Source organism: Acinetobacter sp. ANC_7503 (assembly GCF_056780035.1).
On the sequence record NZ_JBWYJA010000002.1, the window covers coordinates 136,499 to 161,821 of the forward strand.

Below are 25,323 nucleotides of genomic sequence, written 5' to 3' on the forward strand. Positions count from 1 at the left end.
AAATAATAAAAAAGGAAGCTTAAGCTTCCTTTTTTATTATATTATTGAATATTAATAACCTACGCTAAAGCGCTCTTGAATATGGTTATTATTTTCAAGCTCATCACTGAGCGCTACTGCGAAATCTTCTGCAGAGATTTTACTGCCTTCTTCACCAACGATAAGTTCATCTTTACCAGAGCGATATTCACCAGTTCGCTTACCAGGACCGAATTCCGCTGCAGGAGCAATAAAGGTCCAGTCAATGTCGTCCACTTGTTTTAACTTGTCAAAGAACTGAATGCCTGCTTCCGCCTCAGCTTTATATGCATCAGGGAAGTCTTCTGTATCGATTACACGCACATTTTGATTTGGTACAGTTAAACCGCCAGCGCCACCAACAACAATATAACGTTTAACTTTTGATTCACGAATAGCATTAAGAAGTGAATTGATATCAAGACCTTGGAAACGTACTGCACTAATTACAGCATCTTGACCTTTCAGCTCATTTACAAGTGCTTCTTGATCATTTAAATCTAAATCTACAGTTAACACACGCTCTGTATCTGAAACTTTGCTTGTATTACGCGCAATCGCTTTGACGTAGTGTCCACGTGAAACAAGCTCTTCAAGAATACGAGAACCTGCCATGCCTGTTGCACCAATTAAAACTATTTTCATAATGCCCTCATTAAATTTATAACTATGATTATTGGAGTGCTAAATATTTAGTCATCACGATTAAAAAAATGAAATCATGAATGATTAAAATGTAATATTAATTTAGCTTAAAATAAAAAAGATTAATGTATTAAATCTATGTTGATTTATAGTTAAAATAGGAGTGAGAAGTTATTTAATTATTTTAAATGTAAATTTTATGTAATTATAAGCTTGAAAAATATTCATATAAAACCAGTCTAACTTTTATTTATTGTTGAAGTTGGTTTAAAGAAAATCGCCATATATCATTTTTATATCCATAGCTTTCATCTTTCGAGCTTGGTGGATGCTGTAAGATAAAATTATGTAGTTGCTTTTTTTGATCATTATTCAGAACTTCAACAATAGCTGGTTGGTCGACAATTTGATTATTTAAATTCGCAATAATGTCTTCAATCATCTTCGGATTTTTATGCGCAAGTTGTTCTAAAGTTGTGTTATTTCCCTGACCATTTAGCAGATATTGAGAAAGAAATTGTGCTTCGTTTGGTGAGATAGAATTTTGTTGAAGAAGTTCTTGTGCAAGATTGTGCTGAGTTTGGACAGATGCGGTATGCGGTAGGCTAGAAATAAGAACTTGTTTAACCTTTGGATCTAAAGTTGGATCCTGAAAACGTTGCTCTAAAGCGTGACTAATTTTCTGTCGAATCAAATCATTTTCAGGTAGGGATTTTTTGAGTTCATGTTCTCGATCAGTCAGCAACATCGCATTATTCAGTGCGCCTATCGCTAAGCTTTGAATTTTAGGATTTTGATGTGTGAGAAATGGCAAAATTTGTTCAGTTGCTTCTAAAGGATTGAGAGAAGTAAGTTGAGTCAGGATTTCTTCTATTGCATTTTCATCATGCTGGTTTTGTTCAAGGAGCTGAATTAAATCATGTATTTTTTCTTCTCGATTCGCAGTAGATTGATCCAGTTGAAGTAACTTTTTTGCCCATACGGGTAGGTTGCTAGTGTTGAGTTCCATATCTGCACTATTTTCAGACAAGCTAGTCGCACGATCTTCATTGCTTTTTAGCGTTGAAGTATTATTGTTTTGATTTGATATGCTTTGAGTCGTATCTGCTGTCGATTTCAAATACACCCATAAAATTACTGCACAGATCACGAAGATCAAAATAACCAAAAAAATATTTTTCTTATTCATAATATTAAGCTGTCGTTGCCTTCAACATCAGAGATGTGAAGGCAATATAATGGGAATGATTTATTTACACTCGTGTAATTGTGAGTAAGCTACTGTTGAAAGTTCCACGCGGTGTGCTTCCTCCTAGATTACCATTACCTGTCTGAGTGTAGAGCCATTTCGTAAAGCTGTCACATCGGAACGTTCCCTTTTGCCATGTATATTTGCTACAAGCACCGTTGGAGTTATATTGTGAACAGACTTGCACAGCTGGGTTCGGTGTTGCTGAATACAGCGTGTAAGCGACATGAGGTCGTTGCTGATTTGAAATCGCAGTGATTTGATTAGCAGCAGATGAGTAAGGAGATTTATATCCAAAACTTGTTTTGGCCTTTGCTCCCCAATATTTTGTAGTTTTAAATCCACTTAAGCTGACATATTCAATCACATCTACATATGCCGTTTTGTTCATGACTTGAACAATATTGTTTGAACTTACATATACACCTGTATGCCCTAATGCACCAACAATTGGAACGTTGAGGTCTCGACCGAGTACATCACCGACTCGTGTAGGATTGCCTGCTGCTAAAGTAACTGAACTGATAGTGAGTAAACAGAGTGTAGAAATTATTTTAATCATGGACTTGTACCTATTGTTGGAATATCAAGTCCTGTCAGTTTTATTCAACGATGTTAACGTTTGATGTAATTCGTATCTGAAGTTGTAACAATACATAAGAATTTAATTTCACTACTCGATAATTATCTAATATTATAAATATAGACCTTGAGCGCTATTGATTTGAGTTTCAAATAAAAATTTATAATTTCAAACTTTACATTCTTATATCGAATACTTCACACATTAAGTGCTGCATAACTATGATTCAAAATTTAATAATTTCACTTTTACCTATTCTCATTTCTCTTTTATTGGGTTGGGGCATAGGTAAAGCTGCAAACGTTCAAGTTCGTAATATATTGGTCGGTCAAATTACGTTTTTGGTTTGGTTGCTTCTCATCTCTATTGGCTTTCAATTTGGCAGTGTATTGTTTGATAAAGATCTTGGTTCAAAAATATTAATTGAAGCTTTTATTTATTCAACAGTGTTAAGTGTGATTACCTTCGGACTTTTATTTAATCGTAGCCACTTTAAGGCTGAGCACCAAAAATCATTCAAGGATATGCTCAAACCTATTACCGAATGCTTGATTGCGATTGGAATGGTGTTGATCGGGATGGGGCTATATTGGCTATTACCCAAGACTTTATCAGGGGAAATGTTAAGCGCGATACTATTGTATGTGTTGATTTTTTTAATCGGAGTGGATTTGTCAACGATTAAAATTCAAGCCCTCACTATGAATCATATCAAAGTGCCATTTTTTTCAATCATTGCACTGTTTATTGGGGCTTATTTGACGAGTCATATCATGACTCAATCTTTTGTCGAACTCGTTGTGATGGGGAGTGGATTTGGTTGGTTCTCTCTTTCTGGTCCTTTAGTTGCTAAAGTTTTAGGACCTGAGCAGGGAACTTTTGCTTTGATCACAGATCTTGTACGAGAGTTTTATGCGATTGCATTGTTGTATTTATTAGGTCAGCGTTATCCAAAGCCAATCATTGGTGTATGTGGTGCCACGGCGATGGACTCGACTTTACCCTTTGTAAAAAACAATTGTTCACCATTAGATGTACAAATTGCAATTCTCAGTGGATTTTTCCTGACGCTCATTGCGCCGTTTTTTATTATTTTTTTTAGTAGTTTGATATGAATCCAAATTCTAGTGCTCAGCAGAAATAGGAAGGAGCTTCTCTGAATTTATACAATTGATCCTTTGATAGATCAGTAGATCGTTCACTAAACTTCGTTATAATCGCTTCATTGATAAAATAGAGAACAGATCATGCGCGTACTTGTGGTGATGGATCCCATCGAAAATGTAAACCTCAAAAAAGATTCGACCATGGCAATGCTTTGGGCTGCTGCACGTCGCGGTCATGAGTTAGGGTATGCACTTCAGGAAGATTTATATATCGATCAAGGCAAAGCTTTTGGTTTGATCTCACCACTTAAAGTGTTTGAGGATTATAATCATTACTATGAACTTGGTGAAAAACAGAAAGAATCTTTAGCCGCATACGATGTTGTACTCATGCGTAAAGATCCACCTTTTGATATGAACTTTGTTTATACAACTTATATTCTGGAACAAGCGGAACGTGAAGGTTCCTGGATTATCAATAAACCTCAAAGTTTGCGAGACTGTAACGAAAAGCTGTTCGCTACACAATTTCCAGAACTGCAGGTTCCGACTTTGGTAACTTCACAGCAAAGTTTAATCCGAGAGTTTATTGCTGAACATCAAGATGTGATTGTAAAACCGCTAGATGGGATGGGCGGTATGGGGATTTTCCGTTTAACTGCTGCAGGGGCAAATATCGGTTCAACTTTGGAAATGTTGACTCAAATGGGGCAGCAACCGATTATGGCGCAACGTTATATTCCTGAAATTGTGGATGGAGATAAGCGTATTCTGATGGTCAATGGTGAGCCAATTCCATATTGTTTAGCGCGTATCCCACAAAATGGTGAAACGCGAGGTAACCTTGCTGCTGGTGGGCGTGGTGAAGCACGTCCGTTGACTGAAAATGATAAGGTGATTGCTGCTAAAGTTGGACCATTCTTGCGTGAGAAGGGGCTGGTATTTGTTGGTCTTGATGTCATTGGAAACTATGTAACAGAAATTAATGTGACTAGTCCAACGTGTATACGTGAAATAGACGCACAATTTGGTACTTCTATCGCAGATACATTATTTGATGTTTTAGAAGCTGGACGTTAGTTGATCTGCAAAAAAGAGCCTAAATAGGCTCTTTTTTTTGCGTATATATTTTAAATAAATAATAGCTGGTCAATAGTCCTAGGGTGGAAAGACTTACGGTAACCCATGCGGCATTGGACCACTGGTGAGAAGACGAAACGAGAGCTGCTGTTGCTGGAGGAACAAGGAACTGCGCACATGCAGAAATTTGCAGCACTAAGCCCATACTGGATGCTGCTGCATTGACCTGTGGCGCGTATCTAAGCGTATTGGCAAAGACGGTCGTCGGAATAATGCCACCGATAAAAGAAAACAAAATAGCGCACAAATATTGCAACTCAAAAATCAACCAATTGGGTTGTGAAAATACAATCCAGCTACATAAAATTAGACTTAAAAAACTAAATTGAAGTAATTTAAAAGGAGCTATGCCTTTTTGAAGTAATACGCCTGCGCCAAAGGTTCCACCTAAGTTAGATAACACAACCATTGACACCAAAATTCCTGCAAGCTTTAAATCCATATTGAATGAGACATAAAGACTGGGTAAAAAACCTGTGAGTGTGATCCATTGACTGGTATAGCAAGCAAAGATAACGGCTAGACAGAGAATGGGTGGATGGGTCACGGTGGCTTTAACAATAGATAAAAAAGAGTTGGAGGTTGATGTGTTCAGTGGTGCTGTTGTTACAGTGGTTTGTTTATCGTCATAACGTAAAAAATGGTAAATCATCAAGGCAACTAGCCAACACAAGGCACCAAATAATGCCCAAATGTGTTGCCAACTGAGCCATTCGAGTAATACAGGAATGGTCAAAATAGCAAGACTAACCCCAACTCCCATATAAGAACTCCATAACCCCATTTTAAAATTCATGGTTTCAGGTGTGCTCAGTCGTTTTAAAATTGCGGGAGCGCAAAGACTAATGGTGAGAAATCCAATGCCTTCCATAAATCGAAAAAAATAAAGGCTAATACTATGATCAATCCATAAGCCTGCAAAACTACTCATCCCCAATAGAATGAGTGCAAAAATAAGACATTTTTTGAGTCCTATTTTCTCAGATACAGCACCAATACACAGGGCAAATAGCATTCCAGCACCTTGAACCAGTGATAAGGATAGGCCTGCTTGGGTGAAACTTAGATTTAAATCTTTTTGAAGAATTGGAATAACAGCAGAAAGTTTACCGACATGAATTGCAGCAAGGTAGCCTGCCAAAATAATCCAAATGTCATAAGATGATATTTTTGACATTTGCGTTTAAAAATCCTTTTATTCGCGAGCTGAATCTCAATGAGATATAGCAATATCATAAATAGAACTATTGCCTCATACTATTTAGACATAAGTTTATATCCAACATGGTGGTAGCGCAGATACGAAGGAACAATAGAGCCAATACTGTGGTGGTTTTTAATGTGCACATTAATCATTATTTTGGTGCGTTATAAACTAGATCGAATGGTAAAATACATAAAAAAGGCACAACTCATAATAAATCTAGTTTAAACTCTGAAATCATATGAAAAAAACAATTAAAGGGTCCGTGAAAAAAAGTAAATAAACTTTCATGGATATACGATTGTGATTACAATTGATGCCTTATATAAAATTTTCTGTTAGCTCTTAGATTTGAAGAATTAGACCGTGACACAAGCTCAGCATAAACAACCTAAACATGTCATGATGATGGCTGCAGGTACAGGTGGACATGTATTTCCTGCCCTAGCAGTTGCTCAGGAATTACAACAGCAAGGTGTCGAAGTGTCATGGTTGGCAACGCCTTCAGGTATGGAAAACCGCTTGCTTAAAAATCACCAAATTCCAATTTATCAAATTGATATTCAGGGTGTGCGTGGAAATGGAATCGTCCGTAAGCTGCAAGCCCCTTTTAAAATTTTAAAAGCAACGCTTAGCGCAATGCGCTATATGAAACGATTAAACGTAGATGCAGTCGCTGGTTTTGGCGGTTATGTTGCAGGTCCTGGTGGTTTGGCTGCGCGTATTCTTGGTATTCCTGTCATCATTCATGAGCAAAATGCAGTAGCGGGTTTCACCAATACCCAATTGGCTCGTGTTGCTAAAACGGTCTGTCAGGCATTCCCGAAAACATTTCCAGAAAATCATAAAATCGTGACTACAGGTAATCCCGTACGTAAGGAAATTTCTGCGATATTGAGCCCTGCTTGGCGATATCAAGAGCGAGAAAAAACCAATCAGCCTATTCGAATTTTAATTGTAGGCGGCTCTTTGGGCGCACAAGCATTGAATGAGCGCGTACCCGAAGCACTGAAACAATTAGATGTTCCTTTAAGTGTTTATCATCAGTGTGGTCAAAATCATGCTGATAGCACGCGGGCACGTTATGCCGATGCTCCTGATCATTTACAGGTAGAAGTTCAACCGTTTATTGAAAATATGGCGGAAGCCTATGCCAATGCCGATCTTGTAATCTGTCGTGCTGGTGCACTGACGGTCACTGAGATTGCTACTGCGGGTGTTGCAGCCGTATTTGTACCTTTGCCAAGTGCAGTAGATGACCACCAAACCGCGAATGCCAAATTCCTAGCAGATATTAATGCTGCAAAAATTTGTCCACAAGCGACACTCACTCCTGATTCATTAAAAGCAGTTTTATTGCCACTCATGAACCGTACATTGTTGACGGAAATGGCTGTTAAAGCACGTCAACAAGCTCAACCAGATGCAACTCAGCGTGTGGTTGGTTTAATTCAAGATTTGTAAGTTTTAGAGAAAATTATGTCTTCAACGAACCCAGCTGATAAAGCAAAAAACCTGATTAAAATTCCTGAAATGCGCCGTATCAAGCATATCCATTTTGTGGGTATTGGTGGTGCAGGAATGTGCGGGATTGCGGAAGTCTTAAAAAACCAAGGCTATAAAGTTTCAGGGTCGGATATTAAAGCCTCTAAAACCACTGCACAGCTTGAAGAAAATGGCATTAAAGTTCATATCGGACACGCTGCTGATAATATTAACGGTGCGAATGTATTGGTTGTATCGACTGCGATTGACCAAGAAAACCCAGAAATTAAAGCAGCGATTGAAACACGCATCCCTGTAGTTCGTCGTGCGGAAATGTTGGGCGAGTTGATGCGTTACCGTCATGGTATTGCGGTTGCAGGTACACATGGTAAAACCACAACAACAAGTTTGGTGACCTGTATGCTTGCTGAAGAAAACATGGATCCGACATACGTGATTGGTGGTTTGCTTAATCGCTCTGGAGTAAATGCTGCTTTAGGTGCGAGTCGTTATATTGTAGCTGAAGCAGATGAATCTGATGCTTCATTCCTATATTTAGAACCAATGGCCGCTATTGTTACCAACATTGATGCTGATCATATGGATACTTATGGTGGTAGCTTCGATGTGTTGAAAGATACTTTTGTTCAATTCTTGCAGAAACTTCCGTTCTACGGTTTAGCCGTGGTGTGTGGCGATGATCAAAATATTCGTGAAATCATGCCACGTATTGGTCGACCTGTTTTAACTTATGGTTTTAACGAAGATAACGATATTCGTGCTGTAGATGTGGTACAAGAAGGGATGCAATCACATTTTACTGTGCTTCGCAAAAACAAAGAGCCACTCAAGTTAACCATTAATATGCCTGGTTTGCATAACATCCTTAATGCGTTAGCTGCGATTGGTGTGGCAACTGATGAAGGTGTATCTGATGCTGCAATCGCTCGTGCTTTAGAAAGTTTTAGTGGTGTAGGGCGTCGTTTCCAAATTCAAGGTGAATTTGAGTTAGGTGATGGAACGGTCAAACTGGTTGATGATTATGGTCACCATCCAAAAGAAGTTGAAGCAACGATTAAAGCTGCGCGTGCAAGTCATCCTGATCGTAGACTTGTGATGATGTTCCAACCTCACCGTTTTAGCCGTACACGTGATTGTTTTGATGATTTCGTTGATGTCTTGTCACAAGTCGATCAATTACTGCTATTAGAAGTATATTCTGCAGGTGAAAAGCCGATTGTTGGTGCAGATAGTCGCTCATTGGCAAGAAGTATCCGATTGCGTGGTGATGTTGAACCAATCTTGATTGATCCAGTAGAAGGGAATTTGCCAAATGTGATACAAAAAGTGTTACAAGCAAATGACTTGTTATTGACTCAAGGTGCGGGTAACGTTGGAGCAATTTCAATTGAGCTTGCTCAGAACCAGCTCTATTTAAAATAATCGTCGTTTGATGATTTGGCTAAATTGAAAATTTTATAAGTTTAAGGAACTAAACGTGTCAAATGCTTCTAAATTCGGCAAAGTTGCTGTATTGCTTGGTGGTAAATCTGCAGAGCGTGAGGTGTCATTAGATAGTGGTAAGGCTGTACTTGAAGCATTGGTACGTTCAGGGGTGAATGCAGAGGGTTTTGACCCTCAAGAACGCAGTGTTACTGAACTGGTAAATTACGATCGTGCATTTATTGTGTTACATGGTCGTGGTGGAGAAGATGGTCAAATCCAAGGCGCATTAGAGTGGTTAAATATTCCATATACTGGAACTGGTGTGCAGGGGTCGGCTATCGGAATGGATAAAGTAAAGACCAAGCAAATTTGGCAAGGTTCTGAACTTCCTACAGCGCCATACCGCATTGTTTCTAAAGATACTGATGCACAAGCACTCGTTGCAGAGCTTGGATTACCACTGATTATCAAACCCGTGCACGAAGGCTCGAGTGTGGGCATGAGTAAGGTTGAGAAAGCAGAGGATTTAGCTGAAGCAATTAAAAAAGCGACTCAACATGATGCCGTGGTCATGGCTGAGAAGTGGATTACAGGTCGTGAATTTACGATTTCATTTTTAAATGGACAACCATTACCAGTCATCCGTTTACAACCTCCAGCTGATGTAGCCTTTTATGATTATGAAGCTAAATACCAACGTAATGATGTTGAATATGGTATCCCTTGTGGTTTGAGTGAAGCTGAAGAAAAAAGTTTACAAGCGCTTTGCTTACGAGCGTTTCAAGCTGTTGGGGCAAGTGGTTGGGGTAGAATTGATGCTATGCAGGACGAGCAAGGTCAATTTTGGCTGCTAGAAGTGAATACTGTTCCAGGCATGACCAGTCATTCATTGGTACCAAAAGCAGCTCAAGCGGTAGGTTATAGTTTTGAAGATTTGTGTTTGGCTATTTTAGAGCAAACCTTAGCGAAAGAATCACACTAATTTATGGCTCAACTACCTCCATCGATGCGTCGCAAACGTGCGGCGATTACATCGATTCATGACAAACCACCGACTCGCAAAGAGAAAATGATTAATGCGGGTGGTTGGGTCATGCTTATTTTTGCATGTTGTGTACTTTTGGTCGGGATTTATGGCTTATATAGCGTCATGACCAGTGCAAAAGTAGCATCTTTGGATGTGGTTGGTCTGCAAGCCGAGCCTGAAATTAGTCAAGTAAAACAGCAGTTAATGCCTACCATTACAGGCAATTATTTTACTGCTGATCTTGAGCAAATTCGTGATAAGGCATTAGAGATTTCTTGGGTAGATCGAGTGGTCATCTCTAGAGCTTGGCCAGACGGTATTAAGGTTCGTGTTATTCCGAAACATCCGATTGCACGTTGGGGAACAGGACGTCTGTTAAGTGATCAGGGTGTGGTGTATACAGAGGCGTACTCTAGAAATCACGCTAATTTACCACTTATGCATGGTCCGTCAGATCAGTCAAAAGTCATGATGAGACGTTATCATGAAATTAATCAACTGTTTAGTCCAGTTAATCTGCGTTTGAAAGAGCTATATTTAACAGATCGTCGGACATGGTTTATGCAGTTCGATTCGGGTTTACGTATTATTGTGGATCAGGATCAGACCATGAGCAAACTGCAACGATTGAGTCACTTATCTCAAGCAGATCTGAAAGTGGTTTGGCCAAGAGTTTCAGCGATTGACTTACGTTACCGTAATGGCTTGGCGATTCAATGGAAAAATGCGACACCACCAAAGATTATAAATGGTCAGTTTGTTGTAACCATTAATGACATTAACATTGCAGATTCAAGAGTTGCAAAGCCATAATACGTGGCTTTAAAAATAGGCATAAGCCAGATATAAACAATGAAGAAAATGGTAGTGAATCATGAATGAGGCTGTTCCCTCAGTTGTTGCGATAGACATTGGGACACATAAAGTTTCAGTTCTAATTGGTAAAGTACATGCGCCGGATAATATCCAGGTCATCGGTATGGCGACTGCGCGAAATAAAGGCATGAACAAAGGAAAAATTGTTAGCCTTGAAAAAGTGATCTCTGCGATTAAGAATGCGGTACAAGAAGCAGAAGATATGGCGGAGTGTCGTGTGCATTCAGCATGGGTATCGATCCCGAGTACAGAACTGCAAAGTGCTTATGCGACAGGCCGGACACCGATTTCTAATCCAGAACGCACCATTACGACTTCAGAAGTGGTTAAAGCTTTAGAAATGGCAAAAGCCAGTCATTTAACTTCTGATCATTATCTTGCAAGTGCAGTGCCATTGGGTTTTGAGTTGGATGATTCACCTGAGTGGGTGCATAATCCAATTAACCTTTCAGCAAATAGCATGACGGCGCATTATCAACTCATGATGCTACCAATCAGCACCATGCAAAATTTAGATCGTGCAATGAAAGGCGCCAATATTTTTGTCGAAAAGATGGTGATTTCATGTTTAGCAACGGCTGAAGGTGCATTGCTAAAAGATGAAAAAGAGTATGGTGTATGCTTATTGGATATTGGGGCTGGTACAACCAATATTGCAGTTTATATTGAAGGTCATTTAGTGCTAGCACACACCATTCAACGTGGTGGTGAAAATGTAACGCGTGATATCGCTGCAGTATTGCAAACGACGACTGAAGAAGCTGAACGACTTAAATTGCTTTATGGTTGCGTTGATTTACAGCAAGTCAAACCTGAACATATGATCGAGTTTGAAGCGATCGATGGTCCTCAGGCGATCAGTCGGATTGAGCTATCAGAGATTATTATTGCACGTTACGAAGAAATTCTTTCTATGGTGCGTGATGAGTTACAACAACGTGGTGCGCTACAAAGTTTATACCACGGTGTAGTTTTAAGTGGTGATGCATGTCAGATTGAGGGTATGATCACATTATCACGTCGTATGTTGGGTGTTTCTGCTCATTTAGGCAACCCTCCGCTACAAGTATATGCGGATGATCAACATTTACCTGCATTAAGACGTTCAATGTATTCTACCGCAACAGGACTGCTGTTATTTAGTCAAAGCGATTTACAAGAATCGGTTGAGCAACCTGAAGAAGTGAATAAGCGTCCATTATTAGAGCGCATAGCGAATGGTTGGAATGCGTTTAATAACAAATTGAAAGGTATTTTTTAAGTTTAGTTTTTAAGGGAGTATTGTTTGCAACTTGTAAGAGCAACTTCATGTGCTTGACAAGAATGTGATTGCAACGCATCCTAAAAACAAATTTTTATTATTGAAGATCAAGGCAGTATACGGGCTTAAGTGACTGCCAAATTTATTAGGAAAAGTTAAGGTCATGGCTTCATTTGAATTTTTAGAAGATGAACAAACCGATAATAACGGTCAAGCCCGTTTTACTGTGTTTGGTGTTGGTGGCGGTGGTGGTAATGCCGTACAACACATGGTGCAATCTGATATCAAAGGCGTGAAATTTGTTTGTGCAAATACAGATAAACAAGCTTTGGATCGTATGAATGCGCCATTCAAAATCCAATTGGGCCAACAAAGTACGCGTGGACTAGGTGCAGGAGCAAATCCTGATGTCGGTCAAATTGCAGCAGAAGAAAGTCGCGAATTAATCCGTCAGCATCTGGAAGGTGCAGATATGGTATTTGTTACTGCCGGCATGGGTGGTGGTACTGGTACTGGTGCAGCACCAGTCGTGGCTGAAATAGCACAAGAAATGGGTATTTTGACGGTTGGTGTTGTCACCACTCCATTTAACTTCGAGGGTCGTCGTCGTCAACGTTCTGCTGAAAAAGGGATCGAAGAACTTGAAAAGCATGTTGACTCATTGATTATCATTCCAAACCAACGCCTACTTAGCGTTTATGGTGATATCTCGATGCAAGATGCTTATCGCAAAGCGGATGATGTCTTGCTTAACGCGGTACGAAGTATCTTTGATCTAGTTGTGCGTCCTGGTCATATCAACCTTGACTTCGCCGATTTAAAAACAGCGATGAGCACACGCGGTTATGCGATGATGGGTGAAGGTAAGAGTAGCGGTCCAGATCGTGCTGAAGATGCAGCGCGTCTTGCGATTCGCAGTCCGTTGCTTGACAACGTAAATATTATGAACGCGAAGGGTGTTTTAATTAATATCACTGGCGGTAATGATGTTACCTTACGTGAAACTGAAATTATCACAGATGTTGTCAATCAAATTGTTGATCTGGATGAAGGTGAAGTCTTCTTTGGTACTGTATTTGATCCAGATGCGCGTGATGAAATCCGTGTTACTGTGATTGCGACAGGTTTAACTCGTAATGCGAATGAAACGGAAGTGAAGCGCCGTGCGCCAGTGAGTGTAAACCCATCAGTTGGTGGACAAGCTGCTGCTTTGGATGAAGATGATGTTCCAGCAATCAGTAAACGTCAGAATCAAGAGAGTGTAGCCCCAGAGCCTTCTGCAGCGCCTCGATCTGCACCAATGAGCATTCAAGATTATCTTAAAAATCAACAGCGTAAATAACATGTAACATAATGTGTTTACGATGATCAAACAGAAAAGGTGGCGCTTATGCCACCTTTTTGATTTTTATCAATGGCTAAATGTGCTAACGTATACTAGATTTTAGATGAATATTGAAGAAACATGTTGAAACAACGCACCCTGAAACGAGTCGTGAAAGCGAGTGGTATCGGATTACACAGTGGGCAAAAAGTAATGATTAACTTTGTACCACATGTAGCTGATGGGGGTATTGTTTTTCGTCGTATTGATTTAAATCCGCCTGTAAATATTCCTGCTAATGCGATGCTGATTCAAGAAGCATTTATGTGTTCGAATTTGGTACAAGAAAATGCCAAAGTTGGGACTATCGAACATATTATGAGTGCGATTGCAGGTCTTGGTATTGATAATCTGATTATTGAAGTATCAGCTTCAGAAGTTCCAATTATGGATGGAAGCGCCGGTCCATTTATCTATTTACTCATGCAAGGTGAGTTGATAGAGCAAGAAGCGCCTAAAAAATTTATAAAAATATTAAAACCTGTAGAAGCATTAATTGACGATAAGCGCGCTATTTTTAATCCGCATGATGGTTTTCAACTTAATTTTACGATTGATTTCGATCACCCAGCCTTTGCCAAAGAATATCAGTCTGCCAGTATTGATTTCTCAACGGAAACATTTGTTTATGAAGTCAGTGAGGCACGTACTTTCGGCTTTATGAAAGATTTGGATTATCTTAAGGCGAATAATTTAGCTTTGGGTGCTAGTTTAGAGAATGCAATTGGTGTTGATGATTCAGGTGTCGTGAACGAAGAAGGTTTACGATTTGCTGATGAATTTGTACGTCATAAAATATTGGATGCGGTGGGTGATCTTTATTTACTCGGACATCAAATTATTGCGAAGTTTGATGGTTACAAATCTGGACATGCACTCAATAATCAACTGCTTCGCAATGTTCAGATTGATCCATCTAATTATGAAATTGTAACATTTGATGACGAAAAGTCTTGTCCAATTCAATATGTAAGTGTGATCTAAGTCATTGTCTTCAGGTTAAATGTTATAGTGTAACATTGTTAAGTGTGACTTAATTCGCTTTTAAAATAGTGAATGACGTTTAAATCAAATGGTCCAGTTACTTTTTATTGCTTGCCAAACGTATCATAGCTTGGCTAAGCTTAGGATCGTTCACAAAACTAGCAGCGTTGAGTAACATTTCTTGCGTTGTCGGACATAAAGAAGTTTTGGAATTTTCAGTTTGTGTTTGGGGAATTTCTTTTTTTGCTCGAAGACGAACTTGGATTTTTTGTAAATCTTTGAGTTCAGGGATTTGTGATAACTGAGAAATATACTGTTTTTGAAGGTAACCGAGTTGACTAATCATGGCTTGATTTTCACCGGTGATGGTCAAAATACCGTATTGATAACAGACAACTTGCCATTGTTCATTTTTGGGCAATAGCGGTTGAATTAATTTTGTAAGTCTCTGCCAGTCAGCAACTTGCTTTGTGAGAAACGATAAGTTTCCTGTTTTTATGTGTTGTCTTGTTTGTTGAAACATATTTTTTGGTTCTGACATACATTGTTCCTACATTGTTTTGTCTTAATCTTAAACGCTTGTTTCTTTCGATATCAAGGAAGAGATCACACAAGAGACTTGAGTAAGAACAGTTTAATGAGGTTTATATGTATACGCGACGTATTTTATTAGCGTTTTCTTTAGCAGCTTCAGCAGCTTCGGTTGCATTTGCAGATTTAGTTCAATTAGATGCCACACAAGCCTCCAATCCTGATCGATTGGAAGAGTTAACAAGAACACTATCACAAGGTTCTTATAGTCATCCTGATGACATGGACATTCCAGCGACAGCACAAGTCGATGTGACAGTTCGAGCGAAGACGGATCCAATCGAATTAAATAATGCGCTGCTTAATAGTAAATACCCTGCTCAAAAAACTACAACGACAAGTTCAAATCGTTACTCTTCAAATAATGCATATTCATGGTTAGTGACACACCCGCTTCCAACTGGTCGTGTCAGTTCAAATTATGGCGGCCGAACAATGGGCGGCCGTGCTGAAAACCATTCAGGCTTAGATCTTGCTGCACCAACAGGCACTCCAATTTATGCAACCGGTCCAGGTATAGTGACCAAATCAGGTTGGGGTACAGGTTATGGTCAATATGTTGAAATCAACCACGGTAATGGGTATATCACACGATATGCACATGCTTCACGCTTGATTGCTAAAGTAGGTGATAAAGTCACTGCTGGTGAGCATATTGCCAATGTGGGTTGTACTGGACGTTGTACTGGTCCTCACTTACATTATGAAGTGGTCAAAGATGGTCAGCGTAAAAACCCTTCAACTTACCTAGCGATGTTGCCTTAATTAATTATCAAACCTCATTAATACACATCCATTGTTAAGTCGTTTGAATAAATCGCCAAGCAAACTCTTGGCGATTTTCGTTTTTGCTGTCAGGTCACCTGATTAAATTTAAGATTAGAATAAAGCTTTGTATAAAAAAACAGCAATATTGGCGTTTTAGTGTTAATTTGTGTAATAAATGGTCAAGTACTATTTATTATCGAAATATTAGTCTAATGTCGTATTCATTTATAGCCATAACTGCGTATCGCGAAAATATGTTAAATATAGGGCATACAAATAGGCATGAATATAGGTGTAATATGGCGTATTACGGTGATACCGACGCACAAGAAACCCAAGAGTGGCAGGACGCTTTTGACTCTGTTTTACAGCATATGGGGACGGAAAGAGCAGCCTTTCTTCTTGAAAAACTGTATCAACGTGCGATTGCGAAACATGTTCCCATTCAGCGTCTAAATACTCCTTACTTAAATACGATTTCAGTAGAAGAGCAACCTGCAATGCCTGGTGATCCAGATATGGAGCGCCGAATTCGTGCTTTGATTCGTTGGAATGCTTTAGCAATGGTGCTTCGCGCCAATAAAACAGGCGACGATCTTGGTGGTCACTTAGCCAGCTTTGCATCTTCTGCAACTTTATATGATGTTGGCTTTAACCATTTCTTCCGTGCGAACAGTGATAACTTCGGCGGTGACATGATTTATTATCAAGGTCACTGTGCACCAGGGATTTATGCGCGCTCATTCTTGGAAGGTCGTTTAACTGAAGAGCATCTGAACAATTTCCGTCGTGAAGTTGATGGTATTGGTTTACCTTCGTACCCACATCCATACTTAATGCCAGACTATTGGCAGTTCCCAACGGTATCGATGGGTCTGGGTCCAATCATGTCCATTTATCAAGCACATATTCAAAAGTACTTGATGAACCGCGGTTTGATTAAAGAAGAAGATCGTAAGGTTTGGGCTTATCTTGGCGATGGTGAGATGGATGAGCCAGAAAGTACTGGTGCAATCTCGTTGGCAGGTCGTGAAAAGTTAGACAACTTGGTTTGGGTTGTAAACTGTAACTTGCAACGTTTAGATGGTCCAGTTCGTGGTAATGGTAAGATCATCCAAGAACTTGAGTCTTTATTCCGTGGTGCAGGTTGGCGCGTGATTAAAGTAGTATGGGGTCGTCATTGGGATCCACTACTTGCTAAAGATGAATCTGGTGCGCTTAAAGCCATTATGGAAGAAGCTGTAGATGGTGATTATCAGCGTTATCAAGTGAAAGGTGGTGCTTATACACGTGCGCACTTCTTTGGTAAATATCCTGAAGCTGAAGAGTTAGTTAAACACTTAAGTGATGAAGATATCGATAATTTAAATCGTGGCGGTCACGATCCTTACAAAGTATATGCTGCTTATGCAGAAGCCATGAAATCTACAGGTCAGCCAACGGTTATTCTCGCGAAAACTGTTAAAGGTTACGGCTTATCTGAAGAAATTGAAGCGGTCAATAAAACGCATCAAATCAAGAAAATGCAACTTGAATCGCTTAAATATGTACGTAACCGTTTCAACTTGCCATTTACCGATGAGCAACTTGAAGAAGTTCCATTTTATCGCCCAAGTGAAAACTCGCCTGAAATTAAGTATATGAAGGCTCGCCGTGAGGCATTAGGTGGTTACTTACCAGCACGTCGTAAAGAGAGCGAATCTTTAGCGATTCCTGAGTTGTCTGTATTTGATGCAGTGTTAGCTGGTTCTAATGGTAAGCAACAATCAACGACCATGGTGATGGTACGTTTAATCTCTGCACTACTGAAAGAAAAAGCAATTAAAGACCGTGTGGTACCAATTGTTCCAGATGAGGCGCGTACTTTCGGTTTAGAAGGGATGTTCCGTCAATTGGGCATTTATGCCGCGCACGGTCAAAAATATACCCCTGAAGATCAAGAGCAGTTGATGCATTACCGTGAAGCGAAAGATGGTCATATGCTTCAAGAGGGGATCAATGAAGCAGGTGCGATGAGTGCTTGGGCTGCTTTAGGAACAAGTTATTCAACCAATAACCTTCCTATGATCCCGATGTACATGTATTACTCAATGTTTGGCTTCCAACGTATTGGTGATATTGCATGGGCGGCAGGTGATGCACAGGCGCAAGGTTTCTTATTGGGTGCAACTGCTGGTCGTACTACGCTGAATGGTGAAGGTCTACAGCATCAAGATGGTCACTCACATATTCTTGCGAATACGATTCCAAATTGTATTTCTTATGATCCATGTTTCGGATATGAACTTGCGGTGATTGTACATGACGGTCTAAAACGCATGTATGTGGATCAGGAGCGTGTGTTCTATTACTTAACTGTAATGAATGAGAACTATGAGCATCCAGCGATGCCACAAGGTGCTGAAGAAGGCATTAAACGTGGTATGTATTTACTTGAGGAAGATGAAAAAGCCACAGTTCAGCTTTTAGGTTCAGGTGTAATTCTGCGTGAAGTGATTAAAGCGGCTCAAATCTTACGTGATGAATATCAAATTCATTCGAATGTCTACAGCGTAACAAGCTTTAATGAGCTTGCGCGTGATGGTATGGCGTGCGAAGAATATAATCGTTTACATCCACTTACTGAAGATGTAAAAGAAGCATGGGTGTCGAAGCAGTTGCGTGGTACGAAAGGTATCGTCGTTTCTGCAACAGATCATATGCGTGCTTACAGTGAGCAAATTCGCGCTTACCTTCCAGATAACCGTCCATTTGTAGCATTAGGTACAGACGGTTATGGTCGCTCAGATACACGTGCAAAACTTCGTAGCTACTTTGGTGTAGATGCTGCACATATTGTTGTTGCGACACTGAAGAAACTTGCTGACGAGGGTGAAGTAGATGCGCGTCTAGTTAAAGATGCGATTTCTAGCTTTGAATTAGATACTGACCGTCCAGTCGCTTGGGCGCCTCAAACAACGCCTGAACTTCACGCTGTAGCTGACTACAAAGAGGAGAACTAAGCATGCAAATTACGACTCCTGATATTGGTGTAGATAAAGCTACAGTGGCTGAAATTTTGGTCAAAGTGGGTGATACGATTAGTGTCGATGACAGCATTGTTTTGTTGGAGTCTGACAAAGCATCTGTTGAAGTGCCAAGCACTTCAGCAGGTGTGGTGAAAAGTATTTTGGTGAGCCTTGGTGACGAAGTTGCTGAAGGTGCGGTTTTGGTAGAGCTTGAAGCGGAGGGGCAAACGTCATCTGAAGCACCTACAGCACAAGTTGAAGAATCGAAAGCACAAGCTCACGCAGAACCTGTAGCCCAATCTCAAGCGGAAGCACCAAAAGCAGCAACGGCATCTGAAACTGTTGATGTTCAAGTACCAGACATTGGTGTTGAAAAAGCCACTGTGGGTGAGATCTTGGTTGCGGTTGGCGACGAAATTGATGCCGATCAAAGTATCATTGTTGTTGAGTCTGACAAAGCGACAGTCGAAGTTCCAAGTGCTGTTGCGGGTACAGTTGAATCGATTGAAATTTCAGTCGGTGATACAGTCAAAGAAGGTGTTGTGATTCTGAAAGTGAAAACAGCAGCTTCAGTATCAAACGTGGCGCAAGCTGCTGCAGAAACTACACCGATGACTGCTCTAGCTGCAGCGGCACCACCTGCAGAATCAACAAAAGTGACAGTTGCTTCAGCGCCAGCAGGTAAAGTTGAGATTGCTGTCCCTGACTTAGGTGTAGACAAAGCTGCTGTAGCTGAAATTTTAGTGGCTGTTGGTGATAAGGTTGAAAAAGACCAAAGCATCATTGTGGTTGAATCAGATAAAGCGACCGTTGAAGTACCAAGTACCACCACAGGTGTGATTACCGCAATTCATATTGAATTGGGTCAAAACGTGTCTGAAGGCGTGGCTTTAGTTACGATTGAGGCTGAAGGTCAAGTAGCCCCAGTTACAGAAGCCCCTGTAGCAGCACCAGTGAGTACAAAAGCGGAAGCACCAAAAGCAGTCCCTGCGCAAGCTGGTGCTCCTGTACAAACAGCTGCTCCTTCAGCAGATAAGCTGACCAAAGAGCAAAATGCAGCAAATGCTAAAGTATATGCTGGTCCTGCGGTACGTAAGTTGGCGCGTGAGCTTGGTGTTGTGTTGGCAGAAGTCAAAGCTTCTGGTCCACATGCACGCTTAATGAAAGAAGACATCTTTGCGTATGTGAAAACACGTTTAACTGCACCAGCACCTGTAACTGCTGCACCGACAGTTGCTGCACCAGCAGGGTTGCCTAAATTACCAAGTTTTGATGCCTTTGGTGGTGTAGAAGAAAAAGCGTTAACACGTTTACAGCAAGTGTCTATTCCACAGTTGTCATTGAACAATTATATCCCGCAAGTGACCCAATTCGATGCGGCAGATATTACGGAGCTTGAAGCATGGCGTAATGAGCTTAAAGGCAACTTTAAGAAAGAAGGCATTAGCCTGACCATTATGGCATTCATCATCAAGGCTGTAGCGCATTTGCTAAAAGAAGAACGTGAGTTTGCAGGTCATTTGTCTGATGATGGCAAAACCGTATTACTGCGTAAAGAAATCCATATGGGCATTGCTGTTGCTACACCAGATGGTTTAACAGTGCCTGTGCTACGTAATCCAGATCAAAAATCAATTAAGCAAATCGCAGTTGAACTCGGTGAGTTGGGTCAAAAAGCGCGTGATAAGAAATTGTCACCGAAAGATCTGCAAGGTGCCAACTTCACGATTTCAAGCCTAGGCGCAATTGGTGGTACGGCATTCACTCCGCTTGTCAACTGGCCGCAAGTGGCAATCTTGGGTATTTCACCTGCAACGATGCAACCTGTGTGGAATGGACAAGGTTTTGATCCACGTTTAATGCTTCCATTGTCATTGTCTTATGACCATCGTGTCATTAATGGTGCTGATGCTGCTCGCTTTACCAATAAACTGACGAAGCTGCTTAAAGATATTCGTACATTGCTCATCTAAATATTTTTAACGTATTTTGTCTGCAGAATCAAAACCTCACTTCGGTGGGGTTTTTATTTGTAAAAACAAAAAGCCAGGATTATAATGGATAAACTTCATTGGGGAGTAGCCGCTGTTCTGCAATAGAACAGGTGATGGTCAACATATTTGCTCTAAAACGAGCATGGTCATCATAGCAAAGAACCAAATGAGCTCTATTTGAGCTTTCTTTTGTTGGCAAGACCTTTGATTTACCATTCTGCGGATTTTTGGCTAGCAGGGATGGTGGGTCATTGGTATTTGTTATGCTAGCCAGAGAAAGACATCATGTATGAATTCCTTCTGTCTACAGGTATCGTCGCACTAGCTGAAATGGGTGATAAAACCCAATTGTTAGCTTTACTTCTTGCTGCACGCTTTCGTAAACCCGTTCCAATCTTAATTGCTATTTTGTTAGCGACAATTGTCAATCATGGAGTTTCCGCTGCTCTAGGACAATGGGTTACAACAATTTTAAGTCCCGAGATCCTCATGTGGATTCTAGCAATAGGATTTATTGCTATGGCTGCTTGGATGCTGGTCCCTGATGAACTAGAGGATGAGTCAGCAAGTATTCAACAATGGCAAAAATTTGGCGTTTTTGGAGCGACATTTATTTTATTTTTCTTGGCTGAAATTGGCGACAAAACGCAGATTGCGACAGTGGCACTTGCTGCACGTTTTGACAGTATCTGGTGGGTGATGGCTGGAACGACATTAGGTATGATGATCGCTAATGCGCCGGCAGTATTTATTGGTGATAAATTGGCGAATCGATTACCTATTTCCTTGATTCACAAAATTGGCGCAATAATTTTCCTTGTCATTGGTGTGGGCACTTTAGTGCAACATTATTGTTTATAAATGGTTGTATACGCATAAAGATCTGAATCTTCAAAAGATTTAGTTTATTTATAAATAGTATTGAAATAATGCACCATGAAAGTGATTCATAATGGTGCATTTTTTTAATGGAAGTTATTGATTAGTAAATAAATATAATAAAAATAAATCTTGTTTTTGAAATTAAGTTTTTTTAGGATTTCGTCACTAAAAATTATTTTTAAGAGATTTAAAAATGCTCTCTCAGATTTCTGCACAGGATGCGTGTTTAAGTTGTGGTGCTTGTTGTGCCTATTTCCGTGTTTCATTTTATGGTGCGGAAGCGATGAACATTCCTACCGAGATGGTTGAGGATATTAACCCTGTATATGCTTGTATGGTGGGGACGAATCAAACTAACCCGCGATGCGTTGCTCTAGAAGGAGAAATAGGGAAGCAGGTCTCTTGCTCGATCTATACGGTTCGCAGTTCATCGTGTAGAGAGGTCCAAGCCGGAGATGCGCAATGTGCCAAAGCTCGACAAGCCCATCATCTGATCCCATTAATTGATATTGAAATTGTTCCATCGTCGAATGATGACGATTACGATCAGGTCAGTTAATTTGAATGATTTAAAATATGCTTCTGTTTTATATGCTCTTATTATGATTTTTTCGGATAGTAAATTGCATAAAAATAGGGGTGGTGGGTAAATTTCATAAAATTGTCGATAATAAGAAATGAAATTTACCTTAAAATTTGTATATAATGGCGCACGGAAATTACCAGTGAGACTGTTATGTTGACCATCGTTCAAGACGCGTTAACTTTTGATGATGTCCTATTACTCCCTGCCTACTCTACTGTTCTCCCAAAAGATGTCTCTCTAAAGACACGTTTAACTCGCGGCATTAATTTGAATATCCCTCTTGTGTCTGCAGCAATGGATACGGTGACTGAATCCCGTATGGCAATTGCAATGGCACAAAATGGCGGTATTGGTATCCTTCATAAAAATATGGATATTGCAGCGCAAGCTGCTGAAGTACGCCGTGTGAAAAAATTTGAAGCAGGCATGGTGAAAGATCCAATTACAGTAACCCCTGAAACGACTGTGCGTGAGTTAATCGCAATTACGCAAGCGAACAATATCAGCGGTGTGCCAGTGGTGAAAGATGGCAAAGTAGTTGGTATTGTGACAGGTCGTGATACACGCTTTGAAACTAATCTTGAACAGCCAGTAAGCAACATCATGACTGGTCAAGATCGTTTGGTCACCGTTCGCGAAGGTGAATCGAAAGAAAACATTCAGGCACTTCTCCAAAAAAATCGCATTGAGAAAGTGATTGTTGTTGGCGAAAACAACGAACTAAAAGGTTTAATCACTGTAACAGATTTTAATAAGGCTGAGCTTTATCCAAATAGCTGTAAAGATGACTTAGGTCGTTTACGTGTGGGTGCTGCAGTTGGTACAGGTGTTGAAACTCCAAGCCGTGTTGAAGCATTGGTTGATGCGGGTGTTGACGTGATTGTAGTCGATACTGCACATGGTCACTCTGCTGGTGTTATCGAGCGCGTACGTTGGGTTAAAGCCAACTACCCACAAGTTCAAGTCATTGGCGGTAACATTGCGACTGGCGATGCTGCATTGGCTTTACTTGATGCAGGCGCAGATGCTGTGAAAGTAGGTATCGGTCCTGGTTCAATCTGTACGACTCGTATTGTTGCAGGTATTGGTATGCCACAAATTTCGGCGATCGATTCTGTTGCTAACGCACTGAAAGATCAAATTCCATTGATCGCAGACGGTGGTATCCGCTTCTCAGGTGATATGGCAAAAGCGATCGGTGCAGGTGCAAGTACGATTATGGTGGGTTCTTTACTTGCTGGTACTGAAGAAGCACCAGGTGAAGTTGAATTCTTCCAAGGTCGTTATTACAAAGCTTACCGTGGCATGGGTTCATTGGGTGCAATGGCGGGTGCAACAGGTTCTGCGGATCGTTATTTCCAAGACTCTAAAGCAGGTGCTGAGAAGTTGGTTCCAGAAGGTATTGAAGGCCGCGTACCTTACAAAGGGCCAATGGGCAACATCGTGCATCAAATGATGGGTGGTTTACGTTCATCTATGGGTTATACAGGCTCTGCAGTGATTGAAGATCTTCGTCAAAATGCGAAATTCGTGAAAATCACGTCTGCAGGTATGTCTGAATCACACGTTCACGATGTGACTATTACCAAAGAAGCACCGAATTACCGTGTTGGTTAATTACCTGTTATAAAACAATTTTTAAAAAAACCGTCATTTAAATGACGGTTTTTTTATTTTGGTGTAAAGTGGTGCGCATTGAAAAAGGATGATGTTAATCACCCGCTAAGAAGTGAGAGAATGAATGAGTTATTTTGGTACTGATGGTATTCGTGGGAAATTCGGTGTATTTCCAATCACACCTGAGTTTGCACTCAAATTAGGGTTTGCTGCGGGTAAAGTACTTAAGCGTAGAACAAAAAGAAATAAACCGATTGTGGTGATGGGCAAAGATCCTCGTTTATCAGGTTATATTTTAGAAGCGGCTTTACAATCGGGTTTAAACGCAGCTGGTGTTTATGTGCATTTATTGGGGCCATTACCTACGCCGGCCATTGCTCATTTAACTCGTGCTTTGCATGCCAGTTTAGGGATTGTCATCTCAGCTTCACATAACCCTTATCATGATAATGGCATTAAGTTTTTTTCTTCAGAAGGAAAAAAATTACCAGACGAGTTTCAAGATGAGATTAATGCTGAACTCGAGAAAGATATTGTCATTGATGATATTGCGAGTCTAGGAAAAAGTGTGCGTGTTGATGATGCTCCAGGTCGTTATATTGAATTTTGTAAATCAACGTTCCCATATCATTACGATTTAAACAACTTAAAGATCGTCGTCGACTGTGCCAATGGAGCAGCATATAACGTGGGTCCTGCGGTATTCCGTGAGCTTGGTGCCAAAGTGATTGCGATTCATAATGAACCGAATGGATTGAATATTAACCAAGGTTGTGGCTCAACTCATCCTGAGGGTTTACAAGCTGCTGTAGTTGATCACCAAGCAGATTTGGGTATTGCATTTGATGGCGATGCAGATCGTGTCATTCTAGTGGATCAGAATGGAAAGCTGATTGATGGCGATCATATTCTATATATCTTGGCGACACAAAGTGCCAATAAACCAGCCGGTATTGTCGGTACGCTCATGAGTAATATGGCACTTGAATTAGCACTTGAAAAAGCAGAAGTTCCACTGCTACGTGCCAAAGTTGGTGACCGTTATGTACTGCAAGGTTTAGAGGAAAACGGTTGGGTTATTGGTGGTGAACCTTCAGGTCACATTTTAACTCTAGACAAGAGCACCACAGGTGATGCGATTATTGCAGCCCTACAAGTCTTAACTGTCATGGTTGAACAGAAGAAAGCATTGCATGAGTTGGTTGCTGACTTTAAATTACTGCCAAACGTGCTTGTAAATGTCCGTTTAGATGCAATGTTTGATCCATACTCAGTACCTGCATTGGCTGCAGAATTTGCCAAAGCCGAAGCGCAACTTAAAGGTCGTGGTCGATTACTGATTCGTAAGTCAGGGACTGAACCTGTAATTCGTGTGATGGTTGAAGGTGATAATCTTCAAGAAGTGACTGCACTGGCACATGCTTTGGCAGATGCTGTACGTACTAATGCAGCAGCTTAATCGGGGATTG

At 40.5% G+C, this 25,323-nt stretch carries 21 protein-coding genes and 1 riboswitch; of the genes, 16 read left to right on the forward strand and 5 right to left on the reverse strand.

The genetic code is table 11. The features are described 5' to 3' along the window. Positions 1 to 51: 51 nt before the first annotated feature. From AC1M9M_RS04590 to AC1M9M_RS04600, 3 genes are all read right to left on the reverse strand, one after another. Positions 52 to 663 (reverse strand): NAD(P)-dependent oxidoreductase, encoded by a 612-nt coding sequence (locus AC1M9M_RS04590; protein ID WP_092766521.1) that lies wholly within the window; start codon positions 661 to 663, stop codon positions 52 to 54. Between the two features lie 250 nt (positions 664 to 913). After that, complete coding sequence (locus AC1M9M_RS04595; protein WP_481595736.1) at positions 914 to 1,852, reverse strand: hypothetical protein; 939 nt, start codon at positions 1,850 to 1,852, stop codon at positions 914 to 916. Between the two features lie 64 nt (positions 1,853 to 1,916). Beyond that, a complete protein-coding gene (locus AC1M9M_RS04600; RefSeq protein ID WP_481588798.1) occupies positions 1,917 to 2,474 on the reverse strand; it encodes a hypothetical protein in 558 nt (185 codons plus the stop codon). 242 nt (positions 2,475 to 2,716) lie between these two features. Between AC1M9M_RS04600 and AC1M9M_RS04605 the strand changes: the two genes are divergently transcribed. Both AC1M9M_RS04605 and gshB read left to right on the forward strand, forming a co-directional pair. Beyond that, a complete protein-coding gene (locus AC1M9M_RS04605; protein WP_481595737.1) occupies positions 2,717 to 3,610 on the forward strand; it encodes a LysO family transporter in 894 nt (297 codons plus the stop codon). A gap of 132 nt (positions 3,611 to 3,742) precedes the next feature. Next, positions 3,743 to 4,681 carry a glutathione synthase gene (gene gshB / locus AC1M9M_RS04610; RefSeq protein ID WP_035270267.1) on the forward strand — a complete coding sequence of 313 codons (939 nt, stop codon included), beginning with the start codon at positions 3,743 to 3,745 and terminating at the stop codon, positions 4,679 to 4,681. A gap of 19 nt (positions 4,682 to 4,700) precedes the next feature. Here gshB and AC1M9M_RS04615 read toward each other — a convergent pair whose 3' ends face one another. Further along, positions 4,701 to 5,918: an MFS transporter gene (locus tag AC1M9M_RS04615; protein ID WP_481595738.1), complete on the reverse strand. Its 1,218-nt coding sequence runs from the start codon at positions 5,916 to 5,918 to the stop codon at positions 4,701 to 4,703. A gap of 393 nt (positions 5,919 to 6,311) precedes the next feature. Here AC1M9M_RS04615 and murG point away from each other — a divergent pair, with 393 nt between their 5' ends. The 7 genes from murG (at position 6,312) to lpxC (ending at position 14,408) form a co-directional block, all read left to right on the forward strand. Beyond that, the gene (gene murG / locus AC1M9M_RS04620; RefSeq protein WP_481595739.1) at positions 6,312 to 7,409 is read left to right on the forward strand and encodes an undecaprenyldiphospho-muramoylpentapeptide beta-N-acetylglucosaminyltransferase; all 1,098 of its coding nucleotides are present in this window, start codon (positions 6,312 to 6,314) and stop codon (positions 7,407 to 7,409) included. 15 nt (positions 7,410 to 7,424) lie between these two features. Next, positions 7,425 to 8,873: a UDP-N-acetylmuramate--L-alanine ligase gene (gene murC, locus AC1M9M_RS04625; RefSeq protein ID WP_180028490.1), complete on the forward strand. Its 1,449-nt coding sequence runs from the start codon at positions 7,425 to 7,427 to the stop codon at positions 8,871 to 8,873. Positions 8,874 to 8,928: 55 nt separating this feature from the next. Further along, entirely contained in the window at positions 8,929 to 9,858 is a 930-nt protein-coding gene (locus AC1M9M_RS04630) for a D-alanine--D-alanine ligase (protein ID WP_035265835.1), read from the forward strand. A gap of 3 nt (positions 9,859 to 9,861) precedes the next feature. Next, complete coding sequence (locus AC1M9M_RS04635) at positions 9,862 to 10,716, forward strand: cell division protein FtsQ/DivIB (protein WP_035265833.1); 855 nt, start codon at positions 9,862 to 9,864, stop codon at positions 10,714 to 10,716. A gap of 61 nt (positions 10,717 to 10,777) precedes the next feature. Continuing rightward, a complete protein-coding gene (gene ftsA, locus AC1M9M_RS04640) occupies positions 10,778 to 12,040 on the forward strand; it encodes a cell division protein FtsA (protein WP_035265831.1) in 1,263 nt (420 codons plus the stop codon). Positions 12,041 to 12,203: 163 nt separating this feature from the next. Next, positions 12,204 to 13,382: a cell division protein FtsZ gene (ftsZ, locus tag AC1M9M_RS04645; RefSeq protein WP_035265829.1), complete on the forward strand. Its 1,179-nt coding sequence runs from the start codon at positions 12,204 to 12,206 to the stop codon at positions 13,380 to 13,382. Between the two features lie 123 nt (positions 13,383 to 13,505). Next, the gene (gene lpxC / locus AC1M9M_RS04650; protein ID WP_481595740.1) at positions 13,506 to 14,408 is read left to right on the forward strand and encodes a UDP-3-O-acyl-N-acetylglucosamine deacetylase; all 903 of its coding nucleotides are present in this window, start codon (positions 13,506 to 13,508) and stop codon (positions 14,406 to 14,408) included. A gap of 97 nt (positions 14,409 to 14,505) precedes the next feature. On the opposite strand, the gene AC1M9M_RS04655 is transcribed toward lpxC, so the two are convergent. Beyond that, the gene (locus AC1M9M_RS04655; protein WP_035265826.1) at positions 14,506 to 14,949 is read right to left on the reverse strand and encodes a DciA family protein; all 444 of its coding nucleotides are present in this window, start codon (positions 14,947 to 14,949) and stop codon (positions 14,506 to 14,508) included. A 107-nt stretch (positions 14,950 to 15,056) separates the two neighbouring features. Between AC1M9M_RS04655 and AC1M9M_RS04660 the strand changes: the two genes are divergently transcribed. The 7 genes from AC1M9M_RS04660 to glmM all read left to right on the forward strand — a co-directional run bounded on the left by AC1M9M_RS04660 (position 15,057) and on the right by glmM (position 25,313). Beyond that, on the forward strand, positions 15,057 to 15,764 hold the full coding sequence (locus AC1M9M_RS04660; protein WP_481595741.1) for a M23 family metallopeptidase: 708 nt from the start codon (positions 15,057 to 15,059) through the stop codon (positions 15,762 to 15,764). Positions 15,765 to 16,066: 302 nt separating this feature from the next. Then, positions 16,067 to 18,769 carry a pyruvate dehydrogenase (acetyl-transferring), homodimeric type gene (gene aceE, locus AC1M9M_RS04665; RefSeq protein WP_092766512.1) on the forward strand — a complete coding sequence of 901 codons (2,703 nt, stop codon included), beginning with the start codon at positions 16,067 to 16,069 and terminating at the stop codon, positions 18,767 to 18,769. A gap of 2 nt (positions 18,770 to 18,771) precedes the next feature. Then, positions 18,772 to 20,748, forward strand: a complete 1,977-nt coding sequence (locus AC1M9M_RS04670) for a 2-oxo acid dehydrogenase subunit E2 (protein ID WP_481595742.1) — start codon at positions 18,772 to 18,774, stop codon at positions 20,746 to 20,748. 88 nt (positions 20,749 to 20,836) lie between these two features. After that, positions 20,837 to 20,979: riboswitch (yybP-ykoY riboswitch) on the forward strand. Positions 20,980 to 21,054: 75 nt separating this feature from the next. After that, a complete protein-coding gene (locus AC1M9M_RS04675) occupies positions 21,055 to 21,630 on the forward strand; it encodes a TMEM165/GDT1 family protein (protein WP_481595743.1) in 576 nt (191 codons plus the stop codon). A gap of 214 nt (positions 21,631 to 21,844) precedes the next feature. Next, on the forward strand, positions 21,845 to 22,210 hold the full coding sequence (locus tag AC1M9M_RS04680; protein WP_179999146.1) for a YkgJ family cysteine cluster protein: 366 nt from the start codon (positions 21,845 to 21,847) through the stop codon (positions 22,208 to 22,210). A gap of 177 nt (positions 22,211 to 22,387) precedes the next feature. Further along, positions 22,388 to 23,854 (forward strand): IMP dehydrogenase, encoded by a 1,467-nt coding sequence (gene guaB / locus AC1M9M_RS04685; protein ID WP_035265814.1) that lies wholly within the window; start codon positions 22,388 to 22,390, stop codon positions 23,852 to 23,854. A 124-nt stretch (positions 23,855 to 23,978) separates the two neighbouring features. Further along, positions 23,979 to 25,313 (forward strand): phosphoglucosamine mutase, encoded by a 1,335-nt coding sequence (glmM, locus tag AC1M9M_RS04690; RefSeq protein ID WP_481595744.1) that lies wholly within the window; start codon positions 23,979 to 23,981, stop codon positions 25,311 to 25,313. Positions 25,314 to 25,323: the final 10 nt, after the last annotated feature.

Coding starts and splice junctions, on each gene's coding strand:
- gshB (WP_035270267.1), top strand. CDS start 3,743: ATGCGCGTACTTGTGGTGATGGATCCCATCGAAAATGTAAACCTCAAA.
- AC1M9M_RS04635 (WP_035265833.1), top strand. CDS start 9,862: ATGGCTCAACTACCTCCATCGATGCGTCGCAAACGTGCGGCGATTACA.
- murC (WP_180028490.1), top strand. CDS start 7,425: ATGTCTTCAACGAACCCAGCTGATAAAGCAAAAAACCTGATTAAAATT.
- guaB (WP_035265814.1), top strand. CDS start 22,388: ATGTTGACCATCGTTCAAGACGCGTTAACTTTTGATGATGTCCTATTA.
- AC1M9M_RS04670 (WP_481595742.1), top strand. CDS start 18,772: ATGCAAATTACGACTCCTGATATTGGTGTAGATAAAGCTACAGTGGCT.
- ftsZ (WP_035265829.1), top strand. CDS start 12,204: ATGGCTTCATTTGAATTTTTAGAAGATGAACAAACCGATAATAACGGT.
- AC1M9M_RS04660 (WP_481595741.1), top strand. CDS start 15,057: ATGTATACGCGACGTATTTTATTAGCGTTTTCTTTAGCAGCTTCAGCA.
- lpxC (WP_481595740.1), top strand. CDS start 13,506: ATGTTGAAACAACGCACCCTGAAACGAGTCGTGAAAGCGAGTGGTATC.
- AC1M9M_RS04600 (WP_481588798.1), bottom strand. CDS start 2,474: ATGATTAAAATAATTTCTACACTCTGTTTACTCACTATCAGTTCAGTT.
- AC1M9M_RS04595 (WP_481595736.1), bottom strand. CDS start 1,852: ATGAATAAGAAAAATATTTTTTTGGTTATTTTGATCTTCGTGATCTGT.
- aceE (WP_092766512.1), top strand. CDS start 16,067: ATGGCGTATTACGGTGATACCGACGCACAAGAAACCCAAGAGTGGCAG.
- AC1M9M_RS04605 (WP_481595737.1), top strand. CDS start 2,717: ATGATTCAAAATTTAATAATTTCACTTTTACCTATTCTCATTTCTCTT.
- AC1M9M_RS04675 (WP_481595743.1), top strand. CDS start 21,055: ATGTATGAATTCCTTCTGTCTACAGGTATCGTCGCACTAGCTGAAATG.
- AC1M9M_RS04655 (WP_035265826.1), bottom strand. CDS start 14,949: ATGTCAGAACCAAAAAATATGTTTCAACAAACAAGACAACACATAAAA.
- AC1M9M_RS04615 (WP_481595738.1), bottom strand. CDS start 5,918: ATGTCAAAAATATCATCTTATGACATTTGGATTATTTTGGCAGGCTAC.
- glmM (WP_481595744.1), top strand. CDS start 23,979: ATGAGTTATTTTGGTACTGATGGTATTCGTGGGAAATTCGGTGTATTT.
- ftsA (WP_035265831.1), top strand. CDS start 10,778: ATGAATGAGGCTGTTCCCTCAGTTGTTGCGATAGACATTGGGACACAT.
- AC1M9M_RS04590 (WP_092766521.1), bottom strand. CDS start 663: ATGAAAATAGTTTTAATTGGTGCAACAGGCATGGCAGGTTCTCGTATT.
- AC1M9M_RS04680 (WP_179999146.1), top strand. CDS start 21,845: ATGCTCTCTCAGATTTCTGCACAGGATGCGTGTTTAAGTTGTGGTGCT.